Origin of the sequence: Pseudobutyrivibrio ruminis CF1b (assembly GCF_000424005.1) — a bacterium.
GTDB classification, from domain to species: Bacteria; Bacillota; Clostridia; order Lachnospirales; family Lachnospiraceae; genus Pseudobutyrivibrio; species Pseudobutyrivibrio ruminis_C.
The window spans coordinates 1-16,033 of record NZ_AUJB01000010.1 but is presented as its reverse complement, the minus strand read 5'-3'; the positions used below and the strand labels follow the sequence as shown (position 1 = coordinate 16,033).

13 protein-coding genes, 5 tRNA genes and 1 rRNA gene are annotated in these 16,033 nt (G+C 41.0%); 3 read left to right on the top strand and 16 right to left on the bottom strand.

Going from position 1 to position 16,033, the window contains the following annotated elements; genetic code table 11:
* Positions 1-136: 136 nt before the first annotated feature.
* The 5 genes from G592_RS0108780 to G592_RS0108760 all read right to left on the bottom strand — a co-directional run bounded on the left by G592_RS0108780 (position 137) and on the right by G592_RS0108760 (position 5,211).
* Positions 137-748 (bottom strand): Fic/DOC family protein, encoded by a 612-nt coding sequence (locus G592_RS0108780; RefSeq protein WP_051194840.1) that lies wholly within the window; start codon positions 746-748, stop codon positions 137-139.
* A gap of 4 nt (positions 749-752) precedes the next feature.
* A complete protein-coding gene (locus G592_RS17550; RefSeq protein ID WP_155942184.1) occupies positions 753-917 on the bottom strand; it encodes a hypothetical protein in 165 nt (54 codons plus the stop codon).
* 135 nt (positions 918-1,052) lie between these two features.
* Entirely contained in the window at positions 1,053-2,963 is a 1,911-nt protein-coding gene (locus tag G592_RS0108770; RefSeq protein WP_051194839.1) for an ABC transporter ATP-binding protein, read from the bottom strand.
* Entirely contained in the window at positions 2,956-4,728 is a 1,773-nt protein-coding gene (locus tag G592_RS0108765; protein ID WP_028247493.1) for an ABC transporter ATP-binding protein, read from the bottom strand. The genes G592_RS0108770 and G592_RS0108765 overlap by 8 nt, the downstream gene beginning before the upstream one ends.
* A gap of 3 nt (positions 4,729-4,731) precedes the next feature.
* Complete coding sequence (locus G592_RS0108760) at positions 4,732-5,211, bottom strand: MarR family winged helix-turn-helix transcriptional regulator (protein ID WP_028247492.1); 480 nt, start codon at positions 5,209-5,211, stop codon at positions 4,732-4,734.
* A gap of 270 nt (positions 5,212-5,481) precedes the next feature.
* On the opposite strand from G592_RS0108760, the gene G592_RS17030 reads away from it, so the two are divergent.
* Positions 5,482-6,042: a TetR/AcrR family transcriptional regulator gene (locus tag G592_RS17030; RefSeq protein WP_028247491.1), complete on the top strand. Its 561-nt coding sequence runs from the start codon at positions 5,482-5,484 to the stop codon at positions 6,040-6,042.
* Between the two features lie 60 nt (positions 6,043-6,102).
* Here the strand turns inward: G592_RS17030 and G592_RS0108750 are convergent, their stop codons facing one another.
* Positions 6,103-7,041 carry an ROK family glucokinase gene (locus G592_RS0108750; protein WP_028247490.1) on the bottom strand — a complete coding sequence of 313 codons (939 nt, stop codon included), beginning with the start codon at positions 7,039-7,041 and terminating at the stop codon, positions 6,103-6,105.
* Positions 7,042-7,069: 28 nt separating this feature from the next.
* Entirely contained in the window at positions 7,070-9,127 is a 2,058-nt protein-coding gene (locus G592_RS16065) for a transglycosylase domain-containing protein (protein WP_242830159.1), read from the bottom strand.
* 365 nt (positions 9,128-9,492) lie between these two features.
* Here G592_RS16065 and G592_RS0108740 point away from each other — a divergent pair, with 365 nt between their 5' ends.
* The gene (locus tag G592_RS0108740) at positions 9,493-10,527 is read left to right on the top strand and encodes an aldose epimerase family protein (protein WP_051194838.1); all 1,035 of its coding nucleotides are present in this window, start codon (positions 9,493-9,495) and stop codon (positions 10,525-10,527) included.
* Positions 10,528-10,580: 53 nt separating this feature from the next.
* Here the strand turns inward: G592_RS0108740 and G592_RS0108735 are convergent, their stop codons facing one another.
* The 3 genes from G592_RS0108735 to G592_RS0108725 are packed head-to-tail and all read right to left on the bottom strand — an operon-like array spanning position 10,581 to position 13,794.
* On the bottom strand, positions 10,581-11,519 hold the full coding sequence (locus tag G592_RS0108735) for a transketolase family protein (RefSeq protein WP_028247488.1): 939 nt from the start codon (positions 11,517-11,519) through the stop codon (positions 10,581-10,583).
* Positions 11,519-12,346, bottom strand: coding sequence for a transketolase (locus G592_RS0108730; RefSeq protein WP_028247487.1), 828 nt, complete (start codon positions 12,344-12,346; stop codon positions 11,519-11,521). The genes G592_RS0108735 and G592_RS0108730 overlap by 1 nt, the downstream gene beginning before the upstream one ends.
* A gap of 23 nt (positions 12,347-12,369) precedes the next feature.
* Complete coding sequence (locus tag G592_RS0108725) at positions 12,370-13,794, bottom strand: ATP-binding protein (RefSeq protein ID WP_028247486.1); 1,425 nt, start codon at positions 13,792-13,794, stop codon at positions 12,370-12,372.
* Between the two features lie 327 nt (positions 13,795-14,121).
* On the opposite strand from G592_RS0108725, the gene G592_RS0108720 reads away from it, so the two are divergent.
* Complete coding sequence (locus tag G592_RS0108720) at positions 14,122-15,117, top strand: zinc dependent phospholipase C family protein (protein WP_028247485.1); 996 nt, start codon at positions 14,122-14,124, stop codon at positions 15,115-15,117.
* An 89-nt stretch (positions 15,118-15,206) separates the two neighbouring features.
* On the opposite strand, the gene G592_RS0108715 is transcribed toward G592_RS0108720, so the two are convergent.
* The 6 genes from G592_RS0108715 to G592_RS0108690 all read right to left on the bottom strand — a co-directional run.
* Positions 15,207-15,279 (bottom strand) — tRNA-Phe (locus G592_RS0108715).
* A gap of 6 nt (positions 15,280-15,285) precedes the next feature.
* A tRNA-Met gene (locus tag G592_RS0108710) sits at positions 15,286-15,359 on the bottom strand.
* Between the two features lie 13 nt (positions 15,360-15,372).
* A tRNA-Tyr gene (locus G592_RS0108705) sits at positions 15,373-15,454 on the bottom strand.
* Positions 15,455-15,483: 29 nt separating this feature from the next.
* Positions 15,484-15,556, bottom strand: a tRNA-Val gene (locus G592_RS0108700).
* 21 nt (positions 15,557-15,577) lie between these two features.
* Positions 15,578-15,651: transfer RNA gene (locus G592_RS0108695), tRNA-Asp, on the bottom strand.
* 71 nt (positions 15,652-15,722) lie between these two features.
* Positions 15,723-16,033 (bottom strand): 23S ribosomal RNA (locus tag G592_RS0108690); the annotation flags it as partial.

The window sequence follows — 16,033 nt, the reverse complement described above, 5'->3', positions numbered from 1 at the left end:
ATACTACTACATTTTCAATATCGGCTGTAATTATTATTAATTTTATAATGATAAGGGGTATTAACTATGAATTTTCTATGAATAAAGTATGAGGGAATGGCTTTAATTCAACCATTCCCTCTTAATAGACTATTATTTACATTTCTACCAGACACATATACAGCAATTCCTCAAAGGGCTCGTAGTTCAGCACTGCCGATTCCTTGCTGGCAAGTATCATGTCATTCTTTGTAGTTTTTGAAAAATCAATATCAAAGGTCTTACTGTTCTTGCAAACATACTCGATGTACACACGCTGGGCTCTTCCATTGCCCTCTCGGAATGGATGAATCATATTTATCTCACCGATTAGGTATGCCAATCGCTTTGCCATTACCTCTTTATCGTGCACGTCCTGTAAGTAATTATTGTTTATAAGCCATTCCTGAACCTTTTTAAATTCTATTTCTATAAACTGAGTAAGGCAGAATATCGTGCCCTTTGAAATATCGACTGTGCGAATCTTTCCCGCCCAATCATAAATATCCTGGAATAAGTACCTGTGAATGGCACAAAGATGGTCTAAAGAAAAATCTCCAGGAATAGGATGCTTCACAAGCTCAAAGTATCTGGCAGAGGTAAGCTCCTGCTCAGCCTTGAAAAGCTCCTCCTTGTCATGAATATCAAGTTTGTTCTTGAGAATGTGAGTATGTGGATAACAGTACTGGCCGTTATCTTCGTACTCATAACGGTAATATTCATCCATCATAGGCTTATCCTACTGAAACATATCTGGATGTAATCTCTCGAACTACATCTTCCACATCTACCTTATCTTCAATTATCATTCTCCCACGCTCAATCTCCTCAGCAGTGAGAATCATATCCTCCATAGCAAAGGATGCCTGTACACTAGCGATCTTCTCGTCTGTAGACATTAGTCTCTCCTTAGTTATCGTCTCAAATGTCATAATAATGAACTCTGCTCCCCCGTAATTACGAAAAATACATTGATTGTTATTAATTATAACATAAAAAATGGATTCTGACGACAAGCGCCAGAACCCCATAAACTATGCGTTTTGAATTTTTCCAGTATAAAGCTGGTAGTATTTTCCGCCTTCTCCGATGAGTTCATCGTGGCTACCGCGCTCAATAATGCGTCCCTGGTCAAGAACCATGATGCAGTCTGAGTTGCGGATAGTAGAAAGTCTGTGGGCGATAACGAATGTTGTACGTCCGTGCATCAGCTTATCCATACCATCCTGTACAATCTTCTCTGTACGTGTATCGATAGATGATGTAGCCTCATCAAGGATGAGTACTGGCGGATCTGCAATAGCAGCTCGAGCGATTGCAAGTAGCTGTCTCTGTCCCTGTGAAAGGTTTCCGCCATCTCCTGTGATTACTGTGTCATAACCCTGTGGTAATCTGTGGATAAAGCTGTCTGCGTTGGCAAGCTTAGCTGCTGCAACAACCTCTTCATCTGTAGCATCCAGCTTACCGTAGCGGATATTGTCTGCGATAGTGCCGGTGAAAAGGTGTGTATCCTGCAAAACAATACCAAGTGACTTACGTAAATCAGCCTTCTTAATCTTGTTGATGTTGATTCCGTCGTAACGAATCTTTCCATCAGCAATATCATAGAATCTGTTAATAAGGTTTGTGATAGTAGTCTTACCTGCTCCAGTAGCACCTACAAAGGCAATCTTCTGACCTGGAGTAGCGAAAAGCTTAATATTGTGAAGGACAGTCTTGTCTGGGTTGTAAGCAAAGTCAACATCGTCGAACACTATGTCACCAGTGAGTTTCACGTATGTTGTAGTACCCTCTGCTTTATGGTAATGCTTCCAAGCCCACATACCTGTACGCTCTTCGCACTCTACAATCTCGCCATTTACTTCCTTAGCGTTTACAAGCATTACATAGCCATCATCAGTCTCAGGCTCCTCGTCGATAAGATCGAATACTCGCTCTGCACCAGCCATAGCAAGTACGATTGACTGGAACTGCTGTGAAATCTGATTTACAGGCATATTGAAAGCTCTGTTGAACTGAAGGAATGCTGCAAGACCACCAAGTGTAAGGCCTGTCCAACCATTTATGGCAAGGACACCACCGACTACGGCACATGCAAGGTAACTGATGTTACCCATCTGCATATTTACAGGACCGATGCAGTTCGCAAGACGGTTAGCCTTGTATGCATTATTGTAAAGCTCTTCATTAAGCTCATTAAACTTCTCCATTACTTCGTCTTCATGGCAGAATACCTTTACAACCTTCTGGCCCTTCATAATCTCTTCGATATTTCCATTTACTGCACCAAGAGCCTTCTGCTGCTTTCTGAAATAGCTTCCAGAACGACCAGCTACTGCTGCTGTTGTAAAAGTAATAAGGGCAATCATAATGATTGTTACGATTGTAAGTGGCCATGATGTAAGCACCATGTAAGTAAATACAGTAACGATTGTGATTGCGCTATTGAGAATCTGTGGAAAACTCTGAGAAATCATCTGACGCATTGTATCGATATCGTTAGTGTAGATTGACATTACATCGCCGTGTGGATGTGTATCGAAGTAGCGAATTGGTAAATCCTCCATCTTCTCAAACATGTCATCTCTTAGGGAACGAAGTGTACCCTGTCCTACGAAAATCATTGTATAGTTGTAAACAAAGATAGCAATTGCACCAAGTGCATAGTAAACAATAAGCTCTCTAATAGCTGCTGCAAGTGGTCCAAAATCTGTGCTTCCTGACTTAAGCATTGGCACAATATAGGAATCGATAAGAGTCTGCATGAAAGCAGTTCCCTTGGCATTGCAGATAACTGCAGTAAAAATTCCTATAACTACTACTATAAGGTGAAGCCAGTAATTGGCTCCGATGTATTTGAACAGGCGGCCAAGGACTCCGCGTCGCTTTGCCTTCTGCTCTGCTGTCAATTTAGGAACTGATCCTGGTTGTGGTCCTCTAGGCATTGTCCTTACCTCCTTCCTCATCTACTTTATCGAAATCACCGCTTCCAGCACCTGTCTGCTGCTCGAAAATCTCGCGGTAAATCTGATTTCTTGCTAACAACTCATCATGGGAACCAAAATCATCAATCTTACCATCATCCATAACAATGATTCTGTCTGCATCCATAACTGAGTTAATTCGCTGAGCAATGATAAGCTTTGTTGTGTTTGGAATCTCCTCACGGAAAGCCTTTCTAATCTTTGCATCAGTAGCTGTATCTACAGCTGATGTTGAATCATCAAGAATAAGAATCTTTGGCTTCTTAAGTAATGCTCTTGCAATACAAAGTCTCTGACGCTGTCCACCGGATACATTTGTACCTCCCTGCTCGATGTGGGTATTGTAACCATCTGGGAACTTCTCGATAAACTCATCTGCGCATGCGAGCTTAGCTGCATGCTTTACTTCTTCATCAGTGGCATTCTTATCACCCCAGCGAAGGTTCTCTGCGATAGTTCCAGAGAAAAGAACATTGTTCTGAAGCACAACAGAGACCTCATTTCTGATTGTCTCCACATCATATTCTTTTACATTTCGTCCACCAACAAGAACCTCGCCCTCGTTAACGTCATAAAGACGAGAAATCATAGATACTAATGTAGACTTTGCGGAACCCGTTCCACCAAGTACACCGATTGTCTCACCAGATTTAATCTCTAAGTTAACGTGATCAAGTACTGGTCTGTCAGCCGTCTTATTGTAGCCAAATACTACATCCTTGAACTTGATAGAACCATCCTTTACCTCATAAACAGGATTCTCAGGATTTGTAATAGTGCTCTTCTCTTCAAGTACCTCATATATACGCTGCATGCTGGCGATTGACATTGTAATCATAATGAAAATCATAGCAAAGAACATAAGTGAGAAAAGAATGTTCATGCAGTAGCTGAAAAGAGAAAGAAGCTCACCAGTTGTAAGTGTGCCATCTAATACAATAAACTTTGCTCCAAACCAGCTGATAAGAATAATGCATGTATAAACAACTACATTCATGAACGGCATTGTGAAGGCAACCATCTTCTCAGCAGAGGTTGCTGCCTTATATATTCCGTGGCTGCCATCTGTAAATTTCTTCTTCTCAAACTGCTCTCGTACGTATGCCTTAACAACACGCATACCAGTGATGTTTTCTTGTACTGAAGCATTCAAAGCATCATACTTCTTAAATAATGTATCAAACAATGGACGTGCCTTTGCCATTACAAAGCCCATAACTGTAAGCAATACAATCATGGCAACTAAATATACAGAAGCTAAACGTACATTAATTTTAAATGAAAGAATCATAGCAACTGCTACTGTAACAGGGGCTCTGAATCCCATTCGAAGAACCATGATAAACGCATTCTGCACGTTTGTTACGTCTGTTGTAAGTCTTGTTACAAGACCTGCTGTAGAGAATTTATCGATATTCTCAAATGAGAATGTCTGTATATTTTCAAACATTGCCTTTCTAAGATTCTTTGCCAAGCCGGCTGATGCCTTACTTCCTAAGATTGCTCCCATAATACCACCGAACAATCCAATTAAGGCACATATCAGCATCTGACCTCCAATGCTGTATATTTCTGTAAGGTTACCTTGTTCAACACCCTTATCTACAAGATCTGCGATAAGAAGTGGTATAAGCATTTCCATAGCAACCTCAAGAACCATAAATACAGGAGTCATTATAGCCGCTAGCTTGTATTCTTTTATTTCCTGTAAAATTCTCTTGACCAAAACTTAATCCTCCTTCTTTATTTCCACATAGGCTTTGTAGTCCTCTGCGTTTTTTCTCATTTTTTCAAGAACCTCCACAACAATATCCATCTGCTCTGGAGTTATGTCCTTAGTAATATATTCATCAACTGCCAATATCTGAGTCTCGATAAGGTCGTTAAACCTTTTTCCTTCCTCAGTGACAATGATTTGCTTTTTTCTGCCGTCACCATCAACCGATGCTTTGGCAATGTATCCACTCTTTTCAAGGCTCTGAATCATGTCAGCAAGAGTAGATTTTGGAAAATGAAAGATCTTTTCTAGGTCTTTTTGGAAAACTGGCTCTGTCTGACGCTCTAAATATCCTACCAACCAGCCGTGATTAACGTTGCAATTATCTGCATTATTTTCACTTATTCCACGCTTAACAGCCTTTTTGATTTCTCTAGATGCACAATCATACAAAAATCCAAAATGTCTTCTGCTATCAAAATCTTTGAGCATATTTATACCCCTTTCCCCTAAAATTTAGTCCGGAACCGTATAGTCCGATTCCGAACTAATTCTCATTATACATGCCAAAATGTGTTCATTCAACAAACAAATTATAAAAAATCTATTAAAAATTCCACGAGGGACCTCTTACGTGGTATAGTAGACAATGAACTAAGAAAAGAAATAGTTCGCGTTATTATGGGTTTTAGACGACATCATGAGTTTACTCCATATATATGTGTTTCGAGGGGATAAATAATACAAATAAGGAGTACAAATATGAGAGAAAGAAGTAAGGATTTAAGAGTAAGAAGAACTATCAATTCTATCAGACGTGCGTTCTTCGAGCTTGTTTTAGAGAAGAACTATAATGAGATCTCTATTACAGAACTTACAGAAAGAGCTGGCATCAATAGAAAGACCTTCTATTTACATTTTTCATCACTTGATGATTTTGTAGCTGAAATCGAGGAAGAGATTGTGGCTGACATTCTCGATCATATCGGTTCAAATGCCGAGGCCTTCGATTTAGCTGGATGTATCACAAACTTCTATCTGTACCTCGAGTCTTGTAATGAAGTTCAGCAGAAGCTTCTTTGTGACGAACACTACTCATTCTTCTATGAGTCAGTTACTGAGGGCGTTCTTCGTAGCGTTCCTTTCTCAAGATTCTTCGAGCGCACAGAATATCCTTCTATCGTTCGTTCATACACAATCTCTATTACATTCATCTATAGAGATTGGCTTAAGAGTGGAAAGCAGATTCCATTTGATGTACTTACAGCACAGGCTAGTAAGATTGTTGAGAATGGATATGCTGGTATTATTAGGAAGAAATAAGTTGGCATACAAAAAGTGGCCCGGAAATCCGGACCACTTTTTTAATGTCTAAATATCAAATTAAAGAATGAGCTTCATAGCTCCATAGATACCTGCATCGTTTCCAAGTGTAGCAAGTGTAATCTTAGTGCTCTTGCATCCGTGGAATGCGATCTGGTTGAATCTGTACTCAACTTCATCGATAAGATACTGTCCAGCCTTAGAAACACCGCCGCCGATAACAAATGCCTCTGGGTTTACAACGCAAGAAATTACCTGTAATCCCTGTGCAAGGTACTCACATGCTCTCTTAGCAATTTCCTTAGCTACTGTGTCACCCTTCTTTGCCTCGTCAAATACTGCCTTAGCATCAAGAGTCTCAACTTCTCTAAGTGTGCTCGCATCATCGTTCTGTGCAAGACGAATCTTTGCAAGACGAGCGATACCTGTAGCTGAGCAATACTGCTCAAGGCATCCATGATTACCACAACCACATGTGTTTTCCTCTGTATAGTTAACACGAATGTGTCCAATCTCTCCACCAGCACCTGCTGCACCGCTAACGATATCATCGTTGATGATTACGCCGCCGCCAACACCTGTACCAAGTGTTACCATAACTGAGCTAGAGTACTCCTTAGCTGCGCCCATCCAAGCCTCGCCAAGTGCTGCAACGTTTGCATCGTTACCAGCCTTAACCTTAAGACCACCGAGGCACTCTGAAAACTCCTGCTCTACATTGAATACGCCCCATCCAAGGTTAACGCAACGATTTACAACGCCATCCTCAGAGATAGGACCTGGGATACCAATACCAACGCCTGAAACGTCATCAGAAGTGATTCCCTTTTCTTCCATCTTCTTGATAACTGCCTGCGCAAGGTTCTTTAAAATGTTAACACCACCGTTAGTAGTATCTGTAGGAACCTCCCATTTCTCAACTAATTCTCCTGCTGTGGTAAACAACCCACACTTACATGTTGTTCCGCCTAAATCAAGGCCAAATCCATACTTTGCCATTATTTCTTCTCTCCCTTTCATAGCTATCTTATTCGGTTACCGTAGTAATCTCGATATCTGTAGCATCTTCAGGTATTGCGCCCGCTGGAATCTCAGTACCCTCAAATGTCTGAGTGATGATTCTGTATGCCGGCTGTTCCTCCCGTTGCTCCACTCCCTCAGGATTTTCCTCATCAAATACTCCGAAAGGCTCCTCGCCCTCCAGTCCTTCCATATTTTCCATGTTTTCTGGGTTTTCCCCGCCGGCTTCCTGCTCATCGTTACCAATATATTCTACTGGCTTCTTGAATGGCACAGGAGTGAGTCCCTCATGAATCTGAGCCATGAACTCATTCCAGATTTTTGCCGGATAGGTAGATCCCTTCAAACCAGGAACTTCCTTTGGAATGTCATATCCCACCCATACGCTGGTGGTATAGTAGTCTGTGTATCCCACAAACCAACCGTCTCTATTGCTATTGGTGGTTCCCGTTTTTCCCGCAACAGGCATGTCCCCAAGGTCAATACCCTTTGCTGTACCGTCAGTCACTACCGATTTTAGCATATCTGTCATTGTTCGTGCAGCATTTTCTTTATAAACTTCAATTTCTTCCTCAGTTGTCTCATATATAACATTACCTTTGGAATCGGTAATTTTTGTGATGCAGGTAGGATTTCGCATATAACCATCGTTATATATAGTTTCGTATGCCTTGGCCATCTCAAGTGGACTTACACCAACTGTAAGTCCTCCAAGACATGCTGCCATGCCGTAATCATCCTTCTCTATCTTGGAAAATCCAAGCTTTTTCAGGTAGGCAATACCCACCTGAGGCGTGAGCTCTTCATATAATTTCCAGGCAATTGTATTCTTTGAAACAGCTACCGCCTGCCTTAAAGTCATTTCTCCAGCATAGGTTCCGCCTGCATTTTCAGGGCCGTCCTCTATTTCCTCATCAACCACTATAGTATCCGGGGTATAACCACGCTCCAAGGCCGGAGTATAAACTAGCAAAGGCTTAATAGAACTTCCAGGCTGTCTGTAGCTTTGATAAGCACGATTCAGGGTGTAACCTGTCACTTCCTGGCTTCTTCCACCTACAATAGCCTTTGTCATTCCTGTCTTGTTATCGATGCATACTGCTGCAGCCTGAAGGGCATAAATTCCCTCATCATTTACATCTGTAAACTCCTCCAAATTAGTATCTATAGCATTCTGGAGCTGGTTTTGCATATTCAAATCAATGCTTGTATAAATACGATATCCTGAAGTAAACAGACTCCTGTTCCACTGATTGTACGACTCCTCGTAGGCCTTGTCATATGCACGCTGACCTTCCACAGTAGTGAAATCATTCTTAAATTCGAATCCATCAAGAGCCATCAATTCCCTTGTTGCACAATAATATATGTATGTTTCTACATAGTTATTCTTTGTGTTTGCGGTTCTGTTTAGTATGATTTCCTCGCTTAATGCACTCTGATAGGTCTTGTCTCCGATTACTCCATCATCGTACATAGCCTTTAAAATCAGGTTTCTTCTACTTATTGTATTAGCAGGATTTACCACTGGGTCGTAATAGGTTGGGCTGTTTGGAATCGCTAAAAGATAACAGATTTCGGACAGTGTCAAATCCTCTATATCCTTACTAAAATAGCCCTTTGCCGCCGCCTGTATTCCATAATATCCATTAGCAAAATATACGTTATTTAAATAGAATTCCAGAATCTGGTCTTTGGAATACTTCTTTTCCATCTCAGAGGCGATATAAATCTCCTCCACCTTTCTCTGCCAGGTTTTCTCACTGGTGAGGAAGATGGTTCTGGCCAGCTGTTGGGTGATGGTACTTCCACCCTGGGTAATCTCTTTATCGCGCATCGTAGCAATCAGCGCTCTGACGATAGCTTTATAATCTACGCCACCATGCTGATAAAACTTCTTGTCCTCTATTGAAATGATTGCCTGTATTACATATGTTGGAATTTGATCGAAGGTGATGTAATAAACATCTTTTTCACCCTTAAGCACAGATATTCTGGTTCCGTTAGCTGCGTATACCTCGCTGGTTTCCGTCTGCCTAAAGGTTGATGGACTAGAATGCCGCACGATAGTAAAAGCCTCCGTCTTTAGATGGGAGACCTTGGAAGCATAACCACTCACATAGTAGAATGTTATCCCCGCCACAAATATGAGTAGTAATACGATTTGAATTTTTAGCAGCCGTATAATCTTTCGATCAACGACCTTTATTTTCTGCGCAGTTCCACTCATATCTTTATTTTACGCATTTGTCATTTTCTGTACAATACGCCCCACAAAACCCTCACTAATTACTCACAGAAAATTCAAATGTCATATCTTTGACTTCTTTGATTTCAAAATTTTATTAAATGTCCCTTAAACCTTGTTTTTACTTGTTTGTACCTTTATCATAGTGATAGTTTGATTTTATACAAAGGGAGGGTTTTATCGTGGAAAAAGAAATACTTGGCAAAACCAAAAATAACGAAGACATTATCGCCTACACACTTGTAAACGAGAACGGTATGCAGGCTAAAATCATGAATTACGGATGTAACTTACTTGAGCTCTGGGTTCCAGATAAGGAAGGCATCCTTTCAGACGTAGTACTTGGCTATGACAAAATCGAAGATTACTTCGTAAATGGCCCTGGCTTCGGCTGCTGCATCTGCCCTAACGGCAACCGTATTGGCGATGCAAAGTTCACTCTCAACGGAGTAGAGTATAAGCTTGATGTTAATGATGGAAAGAACAACCTTCACTCAGGTTTCAATCCAATGCACAAGAGAATCTGGGATATCAAAGAGGTAGATGAGAAGCACATCACATTCACATGCCATAAGGCAGACGGAGAATGCGGTTTCCCAGGCGAGATGGATATCGAAATCACATACACACTTGGCGATGACAACTCATTACGCCTTGATTATTCTGGGGTTTCAGATGTTGATACAGTATTCAACCCAACTAACCACAGCTACTTCAATCTTAACGGACATGACTCTGGTTCAGTTATGAATCACATTGTTTGGATAGATGCTGACAGATATACTCACACAGATGAGGCTTCTATTCCACACGGCGAATGCCGCGAAGTTAAGGGAACTCCAATGGATTTCACTACTCCAAAGGCACTTATCAAAGATACAGAGGCCGATTACGATCAGCTTAACTGGGCTGGCGGTTTTGATCACAATTACTGCTTAAATAACCCATCACTTTCTAAGCCATGTTGCACACTTGAAGATCCTGAGAGCGGCAGAAAGATGGAAGTTTATACAGATTTACCTGGTATGCAGCTTTATGCTGGTAACTACCTTGATCAGTCACACATCGGCAAGGGCGGAGTTACTTACGACAAGCGTTTCGGCGTTTGCTTCGAGTCTCAGTACTTCCCAAATGCGCTTAATGTGCCATCATTCGCTCAGCCAATCGCAAAAGCTGGCCAAAAGGCTCATTCAACAACAATTTACAAATTCGTTTAATATCAAAAAAATAAGAGTCACACAATCGTGTGACTCTTTTATTATGCTTTATTTTATAAGAAAGCCTTAATCTGCTTATAGATACCTTCTGCATCGAGCTCATACTTAGCGAGAAGCTTAACAGCTGGGCCTGACTCACCAAATGTATCCTTAACACCGATGCGAAGCATCTTTGTAGGGCACTTCTCAGAAAGGACCTCTGCTACTGCTCCACCAAGACCACCGATAACTGAATGCTCTTCAACAGTAACTACCTTTCCTGTCTTTGATGCGCTCTTTACGATAAGGTCAGCATCGATAGGCTTGATTGTGTGGATGTTGATAACCTCTGCATCGATTCCATCCTCAGCAAGCTTTTTAGCAGCCTCAAGAGACTCATTAACCTCAAGACCTGTAGCGAAGATTGTAAGGTCCTTACCTTCCTTAAGAACAACACCCTTACCAATCTCAAACTTGTAATCAGCATTGTCATTGATTACAGGTACTGCAAGACGGCCAAATCTAAGGTATACAGGGCCATCCATCTTATAAGCAGCTTCTACAGCAGCCTTAGCCTCAACATCATCAGAAGGATTGATGATTGTCATTCCTGGGATTGTACGCATAAGTGCGATATCCTCGTTACACTGATGTGAAGCACCGTCCTCACCTACTGAAATACCAGCGTGAGTAGCACCAATCTTTACATTAAGGTGTGGGTAACCAACTGAGTTACGAACCTGCTCGAAAGCTCTGCCTGCTGCGAACATTGCGAATGAAGAGCAGAATGGAACCTTTCCAGTAGATGCGATACCAGCTGCAATACCTACCATGTTTGACTCTGCGATACCGCAGTCGATATGACGCTCTGGGAACGCCTTCTTAAAGATACCTGTCTTTGTAGCCTCTGCTAAATCTGCATCAAGAACTACAAGATTATCATATTTCTCACCTAAAGCAACGAGAGCGTTACCGTAGCTCTCACGAGTTGCGATTTTCTTAACGTCTGCCATTACTCTTCACCTGCTTTCTTTAATTCTTCCATAGCAATTGCATATTCCTCATCGTTAGGGGCCTTTCCGTGCCATCCTACCTGATTCTCCATGAATGAGATGCCCTTGCCCTTTACTGTCTTCATTACGATTGCTGTAGGCTGTCCCTTTGTCTCTCTAGCCTCTTTGAATGCAGCTCTGAGCTGATCAAAATCATTACCATCAGCAACCTCTACTACGTGGAAGTTGAAAGCTCTAAACTTGTCAGGGATTGGATATGGACTGTTTACATCCTCGATACGTCCATCAATCTGGAGACCGTTGTTATCAACGATTACGCAAAGGTTATCAAGGTTCTTAGCAGCTGCGAACATAGCAGCCTCCCATACCTGACCTTCCTGGATCTCACCATCACCAAGAAGTGTGTATACTCTATAGCTTTCCTTTGAAAGCTTAGCTGAAAGAGCCATACCAACTGCAACAGAAATACCCTGTCCAAGTGAACCAGATGATGCATCGATACCTGGTGTGTGCTGTACACATGGATGTCCCTGAAGGTGTGAACCAATGCTACGAAGTCCCTTTAAATCCTCAACTGGGAAGAATCCTCTCTGTGCAAGTGTAGAATAAAGACCTGGTGCTGTGTGGCCCTTTGAAAGTACGAATCTGTCTCTGTCTGCCTTCTTAGGGTTCTTTGGGTCGATATTCATCTCCTCAAAATAAAGGTATGTAAATACCTCTGTTGCTGATAAAGATCCGCCTGGATGTCCAGCCTTAGCTGCATGAACACCTTCAATGATGCCTTTGCGGACCTCAATCGCTGTTTTCTTAAGCTCTTGATTTGTCATTTTTCTCCTCCTAAAACTTATCTTTATCGCATTTCATCCAACGTAATAAGCATGATATTTTTAATAGCAGATGAAATGGTAATAGCATTTTCATGGAAACCTGCATTAGAGAATACCAGATAAAAGGCATCTCCCTGCCTGTGAAGCTGCTTAGTCTTCTCGATGAGAAGCTTTAACTGTGCTACCTCGATTGGCTCATGGTTGTAGTAACACTGAGCAAAAATTGTAGCGGACTTACCTTCACATTTTCCAAGTGAAACAAGGTCAAAACCATCTGTGGTACCGGCCTCGTCATCATTAACCCACCAGTTTCCAATCTCCTCAACAGTGAATGGAAGCATGTTTTTATCACTTCTGTCAGCAAGATATTCGCCACAAATCTTGATGAATACTGTCTCCATATATTCATCCATTGAAGCCTCTACTTTACCCCAAAGAGCCTCAATATCGCCTGCTATATAGGCATCGTAGTTTGGAACAATAAACTTGTACCAGAACAATGTGCTTGTATTTACAATAGAATATCTTGTCTTCTTGCGATTAGTAATCTCAGTAATGGCGGTATCTTTTGTACAAATACCGATAGCCATCAATGAATTAAGATATGGGACAACCACATCCTTAGGTTTCTCAACCTCAGCAGAAATCTGATTTACACGGTTGAGTCCTTTTGCAAGAGTGGTAAGCATATAGTTGTAATATGCCAACTCTCTTAGCTCTGTAGCCATAATCTTTTCTGGATTAAGGCCAAGTGCAATATTTTTATCCAGGAATAATCTGGTAGTAATCTCTTTAACCTTGTCATCTCCTGTAATAGGAGTAACACCATAGCCCTCAAAGCCTTCTATACCAAGAAGTGCAGCTACTCTTACAAGATTATGTGGTATTCCGCCTGTAATTCCATAAAAGTATGCTGCTTCTTTTGGACTTGCATCACCAAAGAATTCACAAGCATCATAGAAACCTAATGGTTTTACCTCTAAATCAAGGGAAATACTCTTATTCCAGATTGCCTTCTTTCCCTTAACATATTTATCAAGCAGAACAAAAGCATCTGAACATAGTATTAATTTAACTGGCAAATCCTTCCATGAGCCTGTAATCGCTTCATGAAGAACCTTATCAAACTCAGGATCAGCCTTAACGAAATTTGGATATTGATCGATAATAACGAGCTGCTTTGTGCTTGCTGCACGATTTGCAATCTCATTGCAGAATGATTCGGCATCAAGTGTTTCTACCCCCATCAACTGAGCCAAACGCTCTAACTGATGCTTTCCAGTAGTCTCGTATGCCTCAAAGAAGATGGCATCCTTATCACTTGCAAACTCCTGTAATAGCGCTGTTTTGCCTACACCAATAGAACCTGAGACTACTGCGACTTCCGCAGTATTCCCTTCATAAAAACCGTTTAGTAATTGAATTTCATTCGTTCTTCCTTTAAACATAACACCTCTCCTCTGCAGCACCTATTGGCACGTGCAAATCTATGGTATCACGTTTCAACTATTACTGCAATATCACTGATTTTTCGTTATTTTGTTTTAATTATAGTAAAGTATTTTAATTATTTCTATACTTACTTTTCTTACTTTAGCATTATCTCGTATTTCTATCAACTCTTCTTTCCCTTTTTTTACCTTTCAGGGTGAAATTTTAAAGAAATTTGATTACACACTTATTTCTCAGTTATATAGGTTCTTTATGATATAATCTTCTAAGAAGGTTATTTTGCTATATTTTTACTAGAATTAGAAAATTATGAGGGTTAGCCTATGCCTGGTTTTATTGCACATTTATCATTTGGGGAACAATCATTATCATTCGTAGAATTCGCAGAAACTCGTAAGATTATAGAGCATCATCAGACCTGTTTTAACCTTGGTTTAGAGGGGCCTGATATATTCTTCTATCATATTCCAGCCTATTTATTCTATAAATATAATATCGGAAACGTTATGCATCGCGAAAATGTAATGCTCTTTTTTGACAGGCTTTTTGATGCCAGAAATGGCTTTGAGGATAATCATGATAGAAATATTTGCGATGCTTATATTCTTGGCTTTATTGGCCATTATTCGCTTGATGTAGCCTGTCATCCTTATATCTATTTCAAGAGTGACCATTTTAACAATCTAAAACGTAGTGGAAAATACGATTTTGGAAAACACGTATCCTTAGAAACAGATATAGATCATGTTTTACTAGACCATTATAAGAAATTAAAGCCTACAAGTTTTGATTACGCTGCAGCTGTAAGGCCATCACCTCATGAACAGACAGTGATTTCAAACTTATTATTTAATGCAATCAGGAAAACCTATGGTGATAGCAGCATACGCCTGGGAACCATCAAAAGAGCTATGAAATCATTTATCAATTTGAATCATGCAATGAAGGACCCTACTGGACGTAAAAAGCACAATCTTAGGCATATAGAGCAAGTCCTGTTTAAGTGTGCTTTTATATCTTCCATGATTCCAAGTGATACTAAAATCAAATATACAGATCCTTGTAACCTTGAACACCATGAATGGTATAATCCATGGAATCCAGAAAAAACAAGAACAGAAAGTGTATTAGACCTTATTAATCAAGCCATGCCAGGCTATATAGAACGTATTGATTTATATTCTAAAGCTGTAGGAATCGCTGATTTATCAGGTTTAGATATGGATTCTATAGAAGAAACTAATAATTTTCTACGTTATAGAAATCTCCTTTTAGTAAGCTTAAGTGATTTAAGCTATCTATCAGGACTTCCACTTTAATTCAAAAATATAAGAAGATGCCTTACGACATCTTCTTTTTTTTATATGAAAAAACCCTTCAGTAAAACTACTGAAGGGTAAAATTAAAGTGCCCAGAGTCGGAATCGAACCAACGACACGAGGATTTTCAGTCCTCTGCTCTACCAACTGAGCTATCTGGGCACGTAGTTGCGGGAGATGGATTTGAACCACCGACCTCCGGGTTATGAGCCCGGCGAGCTTCCAGACTGCTCCATCCCGCGATATTAAAAAAGATGGGCGGTGGTGGATTCGAACCACCGAAGCAATTTGCAGCAGATTTACAGTCTGTCCCCTTTGGCCACTCGGGAAACCGCCCATGTTATTAACTATCTATATTCAATTGAATGGGACCTACAGGGCTCGAACCTGTGACCCTCTGCTTGTAAGGCAGATGCTCTCCCAGCTGAGCTAAGATCCCACGATTTTATATGAAATTCAACGACCCCAGAGGGACTTGAACCCTCGACCTCCGCCGTGACAGGGCGGCGCTCTAACCAACTGAGCCATGAGGCCAGGATATTAAATTCGATAGCAACCTCAAAACTTCATACAGTCATGCGAGAATTATTCGCTAAACATCTTTATAGAATAAACCTTCGATCTATTAGTATTCATCAGCTGAATGCGTTACCGCACTTACACCTTGAACCTATCTACCTTATCGTCTTTAAGGGATCTTATCTCCTTGAAGGAGGGGATATCTCATCTTGAGGGGGGCTTCACGCTTAGATGCCTTCAGCGTTTATCCCGTCCAGACTTGGCTACTCAGCTATGCCGTTGGTCGACAGCTGATACACCAGTGGTCCGTCCACCCCGGTCCTCTCGTACTAGGGGCAGCTCCTCTCAAATATCCTCCGCCCGCGCCGGATAGGGACCGAACTGTCTCACGACGTTC

Excerpts from the sequence above, each read along its gene's own strand:
- G592_RS0108780 (WP_051194840.1), bottom strand. The coding sequence starts at position 748 with ATGATGGATGAATATTACCGTTATGAGTACGAAGATAACGGCCAGTAC.
- G592_RS17550 (WP_155942184.1), bottom strand. The coding sequence starts at position 917 with ATGTCTACAGACGAGAAGATCGCTAGTGTACAGGCATCCTTTGCTATG.
- G592_RS0108770 (WP_051194839.1), bottom strand. The coding sequence starts at position 2,963 with ATGCCTAGAGGACCACAACCAGGATCAGTTCCTAAATTGACAGCAGAG.
- G592_RS0108760 (WP_028247492.1), bottom strand. The coding sequence starts at position 5,211 with ATGCTCAAAGATTTTGATAGCAGAAGACATTTTGGATTTTTGTATGAT.
- G592_RS17030 (WP_028247491.1), top strand. The coding sequence starts at position 5,482 with ATGAGAGAAAGAAGTAAGGATTTAAGAGTAAGAAGAACTATCAATTCT.
- G592_RS0108750 (WP_028247490.1), bottom strand. The coding sequence starts at position 7,041 with ATGGCAAAGTATGGATTTGGCCTTGATTTAGGCGGAACAACATGTAAG.
- G592_RS0108735 (WP_028247488.1), bottom strand. The coding sequence starts at position 11,519 with ATGGCAGACGTTAAGAAAATCGCAACTCGTGAGAGCTACGGTAACGCT.
- G592_RS0108730 (WP_028247487.1), bottom strand. The coding sequence starts at position 12,346 with ATGACAAATCAAGAGCTTAAGAAAACAGCGATTGAGGTCCGCAAAGGC.
- G592_RS0108725 (WP_028247486.1), bottom strand. The coding sequence starts at position 13,794 with ATGTTTAAAGGAAGAACGAATGAAATTCAATTACTAAACGGTTTTTAT.
- G592_RS0108720 (WP_028247485.1), top strand. The coding sequence starts at position 14,122 with ATGCCTGGTTTTATTGCACATTTATCATTTGGGGAACAATCATTATCA.